10 protein-coding genes are annotated in these 12084 nt (G+C 34.9%); 5 read left to right on the forward strand and 5 right to left on the reverse strand.

The features are described from left to right. The first annotated feature begins 12 nt into the window (after nt 1–12). On the forward strand, nt 13–3804 hold the full coding sequence (locus KO527_RS08005; RefSeq protein ID WP_216039814.1) for an EAL domain-containing protein: 3792 nt from the start codon (nt 13–15) through the stop codon (nt 3802–3804). On the opposite strand, the gene gpsA is transcribed toward KO527_RS08005, so the two are convergent. From gpsA to KO527_RS08025, 4 genes are read right to left on the reverse strand one after another with little or no spacing between them, the layout of a single operon-like run. Beyond that, the gene (gene gpsA / locus KO527_RS08010; protein ID WP_216039815.1) at nt 3801–4814 is read right to left on the reverse strand and encodes an NAD(P)H-dependent glycerol-3-phosphate dehydrogenase; all 1014 of its coding nucleotides are present in this window, start codon (nt 4812–4814) and stop codon (nt 3801–3803) included. The genes KO527_RS08005 and gpsA overlap by 4 nt on opposite strands. 3 nt (nt 4815–4817) lie before the next feature. Then, nucleotides 4818–5306, reverse strand: coding sequence for a protein-export chaperone SecB (secB, locus tag KO527_RS08015; protein WP_216039816.1), 489 nt, complete (start codon nt 5304–5306; stop codon nt 4818–4820). 58 nt (nt 5307–5364) lie between these two features. After that, nucleotides 5365–5619: a glutaredoxin 3 gene (grxC, locus tag KO527_RS08020; protein WP_216039817.1), complete on the reverse strand. Its 255-nt coding sequence runs from the start codon at nt 5617–5619 to the stop codon at nt 5365–5367. Nucleotides 5620–5628: 9 nt separating this feature from the next. Further along, nucleotides 5629–6060, reverse strand: a complete 432-nt coding sequence (locus tag KO527_RS08025) for a rhodanese-like domain-containing protein (protein ID WP_216039818.1) — start codon at nt 6058–6060, stop codon at nt 5629–5631. A gap of 227 nt (nt 6061–6287) precedes the next feature. Here KO527_RS08025 and gpmM point away from each other — a divergent pair, with 227 nt between their 5' ends. The 4 genes from gpmM (at nt 6288) to KO527_RS08045 (ending at nt 11085) form a co-directional block, all read left to right on the forward strand. After that, nucleotides 6288–7832 (forward strand): 2,3-bisphosphoglycerate-independent phosphoglycerate mutase, encoded by a 1545-nt coding sequence (gene gpmM, locus KO527_RS08030; protein ID WP_216039819.1) that lies wholly within the window; start codon nt 6288–6290, stop codon nt 7830–7832. 11 nt (nt 7833–7843) lie between these two features. Next, complete coding sequence (locus KO527_RS08035) at nt 7844–8980, forward strand: peptidoglycan DD-metalloendopeptidase family protein (RefSeq protein WP_216039820.1); 1137 nt, start codon at nt 7844–7846, stop codon at nt 8978–8980. A gap of 39 nt (nt 8981–9019) precedes the next feature. Next, nucleotides 9020–10231, forward strand: coding sequence for a S41 family peptidase (locus KO527_RS08040; RefSeq protein ID WP_216039821.1), 1212 nt, complete (start codon nt 9020–9022; stop codon nt 10229–10231). A 128-nt stretch (nt 10232–10359) separates the two neighbouring features. Next, nucleotides 10360–11085 carry a divergent polysaccharide deacetylase family protein gene (locus KO527_RS08045; RefSeq protein ID WP_216039839.1) on the forward strand — a complete coding sequence of 242 codons (726 nt, stop codon included), beginning with the start codon at nt 10360–10362 and terminating at the stop codon, nt 11083–11085. Between the two features lie 91 nt (nt 11086–11176). On the opposite strand, the gene rpoH is transcribed toward KO527_RS08045, so the two are convergent. Then, entirely contained in the window at nt 11177–12046 is an 870-nt protein-coding gene (gene rpoH / locus KO527_RS08050; RefSeq protein WP_042148167.1) for an RNA polymerase sigma factor RpoH, read from the reverse strand. Nucleotides 12047–12084: the final 38 nt, after the last annotated feature.

A 12084-nucleotide genomic window follows, 5' to 3' on the forward strand; every position in this document is an offset into this window, starting at 1 on the left:
GCTTGTTGAAATATGACATCTGTAAATGCGCATAAATTTTGTCGTTTTACGCTCTTTTTTTCTATTTTTTTATTTCTTATTGTTTCACCTGTAACCCAGGCACAATCACCCATTGTTATTACTCAAGCATCTCTTGATAATCAATTCAGTAAGCATATATCCCAAGATCCTAGAGGTGACTTCTGGTTATCTACAGACACTGGCGTATATCGCTTTGATGGACTGCACTCTCAAAAAATAACCTCGCATATTATCCCTGGATTAAAAGGCTTTTCTTATAAACATATTTTGACAAACAAAAATCTGATTTGGCTGATCTCCGATGTCGGTATAGAGCAAATTAATACTGTATCTCAAATAAGTAAAACGATTACGTCTCAAGCAGCTCAAATGCCAAAATTGAGCGAAAATGGTCAATTATGGTTTATTAATTCTGGAGAATTAAAAACATATAAAAACGCTGAAATAACAACAATTCTGAGCTCTGCTGATGTCGGCTTTATTCAATCATTCATCTTATTAGAAAATAATTTAATATGGTTGATCAATAAAGAAAATAACCTTATAAAATATGATTTATCATCGAATAAAACAAAAGAGGTAATAACCTTAAACCAAGCTTTTATCAGCCTAACAAAAAACAAACAAGGTACTGTTTGGTTACTCAATAATGATTTTAAGCTGAAATATATTAAAAATAATACTTTAGTAGATTATCAACCGCTCATCTCACAAAGGATGTATAGAGTCATTTCATCTCATGATGGTTTTTTATATTTTTACAATAGCAAAGGTGCGTTTGTTCACAATCTCAACTCACAAACAACTCAAGAAGTTATAAATTCAGATAAATACCCAATTCACAATATATTTTTAGATCAAAAAAATAGCTTATGGTTACAAAGGCAAAATGGAGATTGGCAAAATTACATCATCCCAATTGTAAAAACTTCACAGTTAAATAAATCAATGCACGCTAGCTTAAAAATACTGAATCATAAAGTACCTAACATTAATCACATCATAAACATCAATGATAAAAACTGGCTTGCTTCAAATGATTTTGGTTTATATTTAAAGTCGAATAATCACGATATATTTCAACTGAGCAATATAAAAAACATTAAAAACATGTATTACTCCAATGCAAACAAGTTATGGTTTAGCGATGACAGATTACTATATTCATTTGATTTATTAACAAAAAAAATAATCAGCACCTACCGAATTAAAAACGTAATAGCGATTAGTGAAATCAATGATGAACAGGTAATAGCAACAACTAAAAATTCGCTTTATATCCTTAAAAATCAAAAAATAGAGCAAATAATTGAGCCAAATAATGACTTAGGCTCAATTCAGGACAGTTATTATAATAAAAATACAGACCTTATATGGTTAGCTACAAAAGAGGGAGTATGGAGCGCCATATTACAAAGTGAGTCGAATTTGTTATTTAATAAAGTCGCCTCAGGGGATACATCTAAGATATACGCCTCTGAAAAAAATGCCTTATGGGTAGTGATTAACAACAAATTAAAACTATTCAATATCTTAACTAATAGGTTTACCTATGAAAATGAAGTCGAAATAAATCAGCTAAAAAAACAGATAATTCAATTAAACAATAAAGTAATACTCAATCACACTATCATTAGTTTACAAAGCAGACAAAGTCATTATTTAAACTCATCGCCTAAAATTTCTTCTATTAGTTATTATGATAAATTTGATAATAAACATATTAAAATATTTCCACAGACTATTAATAATCTACCTAGTGATATCAATACAGTTCAAGTTAAAATAGCGGATTATTTAGGTAATTTAAATCGTGATTATAATTTTGAATATCGATTATCAAATCAATCTAGCTGGCTTTCTTTAGGTAAAGGAAATTCAACGCTTACCTTATCTCATTTACCTTCAGGCCAACACATATTGCAAATTCATAATGCAAATGACCCATTAATAAAAAATACCCAAATTACTTTTGTAGTTGAAAAAACACCATTTTCATTATTATGGTATGTACTATTGACTAGTATCTGCCTGCTTTTAGCTATTTATCAAATTATTAAATTTAAAATAATAAAATCGACTCCCGATACCTTAACTTCGGCTTTATTAAAACAAACAAAAGAAGCGATTTGGATCGCTAATAATGAATTTAAAATTCAAAAAGTTAATGACATTTTCACTCAAATCACAGGCTTTGATGAGTCAAGCATCATCAATAAAAACCCACGAATTTACTCAGCAAAAGGCCGTAATAAAAAATTAGAACGTCTTATTCAGCAAGAGTTAGAAGAAAATAACTTTTGGTCCGGTGAGGTTTGGAGTTGTAGAAAAAATGGCGAAGAATACTCTCTTGATTTATCCATTACAAAAGTAAATAAAAGTGACCATAATTCAATACCTGATTACCAATATGTTGGCATGTTTTCAGATATAACAATTCGTAAATGCAATGAAAGAGAGTTAAGACTATTAGCAACCAGAGATCCGATCACTCAACTACCTAACCGAACTCTTTTTATTGAACATTTAGATAAAGCAATTAGCTCATGCACTCAGACCTTTCCCACTTTTGCATTATTATTTATTGATTTAGATAATTTTCATAAAATCAACGATTCTCTAGGCCATAGCCAAGGCGACTTATTAATAGAGAAACTTGCTACACGATTAAAATCTAAATTAGATAAGGGTTTTACCATAGCACGATTAGGTGGTGATGAGTTTGCAGTATTGATCCCTCCCTATTTATATTCTGGTATGACTTTATTTTATGCAAAACGTGTCGCCGACAGTATTTTATCTTTATGTAAATCACCATTTAACTTAGAAGGAATTGACATTTCAATTACCACCAGCATAGGTATTTCTCGCTTTCCTGAGGATGGGGTCAATTGCGAGATGCTGATGAGAAGTGCAGATACAGCTTTAGTGCACGCAAAAAAGAATGGTAAAAACAGCTTCCAGTTTTTTGATAAGTCACAAAGTAAATCTACTCCTGAACTTTTAAGCCAAGAACATAACTTATCACAAGGAATCGAAAACGAAGAGTTAGTGCTATTTTATCAGCCAAAATATAATACAAAGCAAAATAAAATAATTGGTTTTGAGGCCTTAGCACGCTGGCCACAGCTAGATGGCACTATGGTAAGTCCTGATAACTTTATTCCCATCGCTGAGAGTAACGGCATGATAGTACCTCTCACTTTAAGCTTATTTAAACAAGCCTGCAAACAAATCAAACTATGGCGAAGTAGTATTGATTTAAATGGTCGCATTGCCATCAATTTATCGGCTAGGCATTTTCAGCAAGTAGATTTGGTTAAAGATCTGACTCATTGTCTTGCCGTTTATAATATTAGTGGGCGTACAATTGAATTAGAAGTCACTGAAAGTGCGATGATGGACAATCCTGACTTTGCTTTAAAGCAAATGAAAAAACTAAAAGCGCTAGGGTTTACAATCGCACTTGATGATTTTGGTACCGGTCATTCATCTTTAAGTTATTTAAAAAAATTTCCCATAGATAGATTGAAAATTGATAGGTCTTTTATAATAGATATTACAAACTCTGAACAAGATAGAAATATCACTTCAACTATCATTCAGTTAGCAAAATATTTAAATATTGAGGTGATTGCTGAAGGCGTTGAAACTAAAGAGCAGGCTTATTTATTACATATAATGGGGTGTCAGGTTATTCAAGGATATTATTTTAGCCGACCAATACCAGCGAGTGATGTGATTAACTTAATCAAACAGCCGGCTAAAATACAAAATAGCTAACTTTCAGCTTTTTTCTCTCTGCCAAGTAATGACATAGCAGCATCTTTAACATCTTTACCTTGATACAATACTTGATAAATTTGTTCAGTGATCGGCATTTCAACTCCGACTCTTTGTGCTAAGTTATATACTTCTTTGGTATTACGATAACCTTCAACAACCTGGCCAATTTCAGTAATTGCCTGCTCAACAGCAGAGCCTTTACCTAACGCTAAACCAAAACGTCTATTTCTAGATTGATTATCCGTACAGGTTAAGATTAAGTCGCCTAAACCGGCCATACCCATAAAGGTTTCTGGTTTTGCACCTAAAGCAGATCCTAAACGACACATTTCAGCTAAACCACGGGTGATCAAAGCTGTTCTGGCATTGGCACCAAAGCCAGTACCATCAGAAACTCCCGCACCAATTGCAATTACATTTTTAACCGCACCGCCCAGTTGCACACCAACAAAATCATTATTAGTATAAACACGGAACGAACGACAACAATGCAATAAATCAGATAATGAATCGATTAAATCTGTATCAGTTGAAGATAAAGAAATTGCAGTTGGTAAACCTAATGCCATTTCCTTAGCAAATGTCGGTCCAGACAATACACCTAAAGACACTTCATCACCTAATGCATCTTTTGCGACATCTTGTAATAAACGCCCTGTATTTGGCTCTAAACCTTTTGTAGCCCAAACAATTTTAGTGCCTGGCTGTAAAAATGGTTTAATGCTTTTTAATGTATCGGCAAATGCATGACTTGGTACCACAACCAAAACGATTGGGCAATCACTGACTGCTTTTTCGATATCTGACTCTAAAGAAAGAGATTCCGGAAAAGTTACATCTGGCAGGTAACGCTGATTAGTGCGAGTTGATTCAAGTTCATTAATCGCACCTGAGTCTCTCCCCCATAAGCGTATAGGGTGTCCATTTCTCGCTAAACAAATAGCAAGGGCGGTCCCGTAAGAGCCCGCCCCCAATACTGTCACAGCATTTTTTGCTGTAATAGTCATAACTTAAGCGTTTGCTTCAGTTGCTTGCTGTTCAGCTTGTGCAGCACGTTGCTGTACATATTGACCAAATAATGCGTCAAAGTTAACTGGTGCAAGGTTAAGCTGTGGAAAAGTACCACGGTTAACTAAGTTAGCTACTGTTTCACGTGCATATGGGAATAAAACGTTCGGGCAGAAAGCACCTAACATATGCGCCATTTGACCTTCTTCAAGCTCAGCAATAGCAAAAATACCAGCTTGTTGTACTTCACATAAGAATGCTGTTTCTTCACCTAAAGATGCAGTCACAGTAAGAGAAAGAACAACTTCAAATACACCTTCGTCTAATTTGTTAGAACGCGTATCTAAATCAAGTTTAACTTCTGGCGTCCATTCTTTTTGGAAAATAGCTGGAGAATTTGGCGTTTCAAAAGATACGTCTTTTGTAAAGATACGTTGAATTGAAAACTGTGGAGCTTGTTGTTCTTGTGCTACGCTTTGTTCTTCTGACATTGTTATTTCCTATTGAAATCTATTTAATTATTTTAAAATTCTTTGGTAAAACTTATTACTAATTTAGTAATGTATCTAATTTACCTTGCGCTTCTAAATGCATCATATCATCGCAACCACCGATATGTTGTTCACCAACAAATATCTGTGGCACAGTATAACTGCCGTTAGCTTTATCTATCATTTCATTTCTGAGTTCAGGCTGCTGACCAATATCGAATTCAGTAAATTCAATATTTTTATGGTTTAATAAAGCCTTAGCTCTGACACAGTATGGGCAATATGCTTTAGTGTAAATAACAACATTTTTCATTTTCAATTCCTACTTACCTGAAGTCATCGGTAAACCAGCGCCTTGCCAAGCTCCAATACCACCTGTAAGGGTAGAAACTTGCGTAAAGCCAGCTTTAAATAAGCTATCTGCAACACCTGATGCCGTCATACCTGTGACACATACAACTATAATGGGATCGTTTTTATGCTTTTCAATAGTTGAAAACTCTTTTTGTTTTGCTTTTTCTGAAGCTAAATGAACTGAGTTTGCAATATGACCTTTATTAAAGTCAGCTTGAGCTCTTATATCTAAAATAACTGCATTTTCACGGTTAACTGCCATCGTTAATTGCTGAGGGTTAACCTGTTTTATAGGAGAAAACTTAGATTTAAACCAGCTCATGATTAGCATTACTGCAATACCAACCCAAATTAAACTTAACCCAATATTATTTGTAATAAATTCGATATATTGTTCCATTGACCTTCCAATTAATTCATTTGCATATAAAACAAAAGCAGCAGTATACATGCTCCTTTCTCTCAATACCAACGGAGTAATTTTTCAAATTAAAATAAATACAGCTTAAGTGAATTATTTTAATATCAGAATTTCTTTGCGGATTTTATCAGCAAAAAGCGGTAAGCTAAGACCTGATAAATCAAAATTTAATTCTTCGTCTTGCTTTTATTAAACAAGGATCACCAATGACACTGCAAAAAAAGCCACTTGTACTTATTATTTTAGATGGTTGGGGCTATAGCGAAAAAACGCAAAGTAATGCTATTTTAGCTGCCAATACACCTGTAATTGATAAACTTTGGCAAGATTACCCAAGTACTTTAATTTCAGGTTCAGGTTTGGATGTTGGACTTCCTGACGGGCAAATGGGTAATTCAGAAGTAGGTCATGTCAATTTAGGTGCCGGCAGAATCGTTTATCAAGACTTCACGCGCATTACTAAATCTATACAAGATGGTGAGTTTAATCACAATCCTGTATTAGTAAAAGCAATCGATAAAGCAGTCAAAAATAACAAAGCAGTGCATTTAATGGGACTTTTAAGCCCAGGCGGTGTTCATAGCCACGAAGAACATATATTAGCAGCAATTGATTTAGCGGCAGAACGTGGCGCTAACGAGATTTACTTACACGCATTTTTAGACGGTCGAGATACGCCACCTAGAAGCGCAAGTAACTCATTAACTGCGGTAGATGAGAAGTTTGCATCAATAGGCAAAGGTCGTACAGCAAGCATTATTGGACGCTATTTTGCAATGGATAGAGATAATCGCTGGGATCGTGTAGAACAAGCATATAACTTAATGGTAACGGGTGAATCACAATTTACCTATGCGACTGCGAATGAAGCACTAGAAGCTGCCTATGCGCGAGATGAAAATGATGAATTTGTAGCGGCTACAAGCATTCAAAGTGAAACTGATTCACCTGCCACTATAAATGATGGCGATGCAGTTATTTTTATGAACTTTAGAGCCGATCGCGCTCGTGAAATGACACGTGCATTTGTTGATGCTGATTTCTCTGGTTTTACTAAACAAAAAGCGCCAAAGTTAGCTGATTTTGTGATGCTTACTGAATATGCAGCAGATATAGAAACATCAAAAGCATTTCCACCAAATAAATTAGACAATGTATTAGGTGAATGGTTAGAAAAACATAATAAAACACAGTTACGTATATCTGAAACAGAAAAATATGCCCACGTTACTTTCTTTTTCAGTGGCGGCAAAGAAGACTTATTTAAAGGTGAAACGAGGGAACTTATCCCATCACCTAAAGTTGCGACATATGATTTACAGCCAGAAATGAATTCAGAGTTACTCACCGATAAATTAGTAGCAGCAATCCATAGCGGCGAACATGATGCCATTATTTGTAACTATCCAAATGGTGATATGGTTGGTCATTCAGGTGTATTTGATGCAGCAGTAAAAGCCTGTGAAGCAGTTGACCACTGTATTGGTCGTATCGTAAAAGCACTTGAAGAAACAGGCAGTGAAGCTTTAATCACCGCAGATCACGGTAATGCAGAGCTGATGCAAAACCCTGAAACAGGTCAAGCACACACAGCCCACACAAATGAGCCTGTACCTTTTATTTATGTTGGCAGAAATGCGCAAGCTCTTGAAGGTAAAGTGCTCAGTGATGTTGCGCCTACTATGCTGCACCTTATGGGCATGGAGCAACCTGAAGAAATGACAGGTTCAGTCATCATGCAGCTTAAATAACTGGTTTATTTATGCGAACTATTAAACAGTTACTTGCTTTAACTGTTTGTTTAATTTCGGTTTCACTAACACCTGTTAGTGCAACCGAAAAACAGACTGAGCAAGACTTAAATCAAATACAAGAAACGCTAAAATCTAGTGTCGATAAACTTAAAACGCAAAAACAAAAAATAAATAAGATTGAAAGCACATTAAAAGAATCAGAATTAGCGATAGCCAAAAACTCAAAGTCACTTAATGAACTTGATTTTTCTATCGAGCTTAATAGAAGTGAACAGAACCAATTACAAAAACAAATAAAAAAGCTCACTCAAAATAAAAAACAGCAACAAAAAGCGCTATCAAGTCAATTAAAAAGTGCTTATATGACAGGCAGTCATGACTATAGTAAACTTTTATTAAATCAAGAAAATATAGCAACATTTGAAAGAACTCTCACCTATTACAGTTATCTTAATAAAGCACGATTAACCCAGCTTGATAAGTTAAAGATTACGCTTATTCAATTAGAAGAAAAACAAAATGAATTAGCACAGACCCAAGCCAAATTGCTGACATTATTAGCCGAACAAAAACAAAAAAGGAAATCGCTATTAATTGCAAAAAACCAAAGAAAAGGAAATTTAGCTTTATTAAAAAAACAATTCACAAATACAACTAGCTCAGTTGAATATTTGAAAAAAAATGAACAAATTTTAATTGAAACCCTAAAAAACTTACAAGAAGATATAAAACAACAGCTTACGTTTGAAGGACTAAAAAGTACTAAAGGCAAGTTAAAATGGCCAAGTAGAGGTCGATTAAAACATAAATTTGGCCAAAGAAAGTATGGAAAATTAAAATGGAAAGGAGTGCTTATTAACGCCAAAGAAGGTGCTTCAGTTACAACCATTCATAATGGTAAGGTTGTTTTTGCTGACTGGCTAAAAGGTTTTGGTTGGGTAATCGTGATAGATCATGGCAAAGGGTTTATGAGTTTATATGGCCATAATCAGGCATTATTAAAAAGTGTTGGAGAGGAAGTTTCTCAAGGTGAATTGATCGCTTTAGTCGGTCAAAGCGGTGGACAAGAGAATCCTGGTCTATACTTCGAAATACGGCATAAGGGACAAGCTATCAATCCTACAAAATGGTGTAAGCGAATTTAAGACTTTAATTGGCTACACCCCCAACCCCGGGAGTAGCCAATGCATATATCATTAAAATTTAATCAGTTTCTTAGCTTTATCATCATTCTATTAGCACTTTATTTTTCACCTGTCAGTTCAGGGGAAACAAGTTCAAAGCTTACTAATGCTAATATGAAACATATTTTGGAGCATATCCAAACTTTTTATGTTGACGAAGTAAATCCCCAAAAACTCAATAGTTCAGCTGTTGATTCAGTTTTAAAGCAATTAGATCCCTACTCTGAGTACTTAGACGAACAAGAGCTCGAAGACCTATTTAATATAACCAATGGCCAATATACAGGCCTAGGAATAGAAGTCGAAATGCGTGATGAGCATATCGTAATCATCGCATCTTTAAACAACTCCCCTGCAGCGCAAGCGGGTTTGCAAAAAGGCGATATTTTACTGTCTATCAATGGTCAAACGGTGATCAATAAACCAATTAAACAAGTTGCGAGTTTGATCAGTAAAACAGAAACGTCCGCTGTAAACTTAAGCATAGCCAGATCTGGATTTTCAACCCCCCTAGACTTTGAAGTTGAACGTCAAATAATAGAATTAGAAACTGTCACAAGTAAGGTGGATATTGCAGGTTATGCCTATTTACGCATCGTGAGTTTTAATAACCATACACTGCATGATGTTGCCAGACATATAGCAAGATTGAAAACTGAAAATGGTTTGCCTCTAAAAGGGCTGCTAATTGATTTAAGAGATAACCCTGGCGGTATTTTAGATAGTGCGGTTGCTATTTCAGATTTATTTTTGCGAGGCGGTATTATAGTATCAACTAAAGGTCGTTTTTATGACGCTAACCAGGTTTTTACAGCAAGTAATTCAGATATATTAAATGGTGCACCTATGGTGGTATTAATTAACAAAGGTTCGGCATCAGCGGCTGAAATTTTAGCCGGCGCCTTAAAGGATAATAAACGTGCAACGATAGTAGGCACTCGCTCATATGGCAAAGGTTCAGTGCAATCTCTTATCCCACTAGGCAATGGTCAAACAGCATTAAAACTTACTACAGCTAAATATTATACACCTTCAGGTATTTCAATTGATGGCATAGGCATTACACCTGATATCCCTATTACACAATCAAGCCTTCCTCAATCAGATAAATTAGCTATAATGAACCTAAGTAAAGGTAAAGAAAACCAAGTATTTACTTCAACTTTTAAAGATGTGCAATTAGCTAAAGCACAAAAAATACTAGAGCAATAATCGCCACTTTTAAACAAAGTAGCATTTACCTAAGTTAAAACAATAGATATTATTGATTTAACTTAGGTTGTAATAAAAAATAATAATAAGAATAAAAAGTGCACTTAAAATCAAAATTACTCGCTTTAATGCTGCTAACGCAATGCAGTATGGCTAAGGCAAACCAAGTCGCAATCATTATTGATGATATTGGTTATCACAAAAACGACTTGGAAGCGGTCAAGCTTCCAGGGAGTATATCCTATTCCATTTTACCTTATACCCCTTTTGCAAAAGCATTTTCCGAACAAGCAAGAGAGAGAAATAAAGAGCTTCTATTACATATTCCAATGCAAGCTGTAAGTGGTAAAGCACTAGGTCCTGGTGCACTTACTGAAGAAATGACAAAGTCTCAAATTCAAAATACTTTAAAGAAAGCTTTAAATGAGCATCCATATGTAAAAGGCGTAAATAATCATATGGGCTCTTTTTTAACGCAACAAATACAACCTATGGCATGGACCATGGAAGTGCTGCAAGAAAGAGGGTTATATTTTTTAGATAGTAAAACGACAACAAAAAGCCAAGCTCAGAATATGGCTAATCTCTTTAATGTAGATAATGTTGGCAGACATGTGTTTTTAGATAATATACCTACAGAAAAACAAATGAAATTCCGTATGAGGCAATTGATCCGCATTGCCAATAAGCGAGATTATGCCATTGCGATTGCTCACCCTTACCCAGAGACACTTGCATTTTTACAAACAGAGCTACCTAAACTTAAAGCCCAAGGCATTAAACTTGTGCCTTTATCTCAACTTGTTGAAAATAAATATGTGAAACTGGCATCGGCTAAAAAATCTGAACTATAGCCAACTAATTTGTCAACCAAACTAAAAAAGGTTTGCCTTGGAGCAAACCTTTTTATTAAGTCTTTTTTAGAATGACGCTATACCAATTCTATTAAGCAACCATAGTTGCTTGTAGTTTTTTCATTGCTGTTTTTTCTAGCTGGCGAATACGTTCAGCTGAAACGTCATATTTTTGCGCTAATTCTTGTAATGTAGCCTTTTGGTCCATTAACCAACGAGAACTTACAATATCTTTTGCACGTTCATCAAGTGTATTAATAGCAGCAAACAAACGGTTTTGAGATTGTTTTTTATACTGGTCTTGTTCTACACCATCAGCTAAATCTAAGCTATTATCTGTTAAGTACTGAACTGGAGAGTAAGATGTTGCTTCAGATGAATCATCAGTATCATCAGAGCCCATATCAAATGCCATATCTTGGCTACTCATACGAGATTCCATCTCACGTACTTCTTTTTCACTCACACCCAGAGCATCTGCTACAGTGCTTACTTCATCTTGATTAAACCAACCAAGACGCTTTTTGTTTTTTCTTAGATTAAAAAACAATTTACGTTGCGCTTTAGTGGTCGCAACTTTAACAATGCGCCAATTTTTTAATACAAATTCATGGATTTCAGCTTTGATCCAATGAACTGCAAATGAGACTAAACGCACACCTACAGTTGGGTCAAATCGTTTAACCGCTTTCATCAATCCAATATTACCTTCTTGCATCAAATCAGCTTGTGCTAAACCATAGCCTGAATAACTTTTAGCAATATGAGCTACAAATCTTAAGTGAGAAACAATTAGTTGCTTAGCAGCAGACAAATCACCTTCTTGTTGTAATTTAACAGCCAATGATTTTTCTTCTTCAGCAGTTAGCATAGGGATAGTGCCCACAGTTTGTAGGTAAGCTTCATGGCTACCTGCACTTTGAGGAACAGTTAATGCTAATGTATGTAAATTATCGCTCATATTTAACCTCTAGGATCCATCTTTTAAATCATTTTAGC

This window comes from Pseudoalteromonas sp. C2R02, from assembly GCF_018860845.1.
In the GTDB taxonomy this organism is placed as follows: Bacteria; Pseudomonadota; Gammaproteobacteria; order Enterobacterales; family Alteromonadaceae; genus Pseudoalteromonas.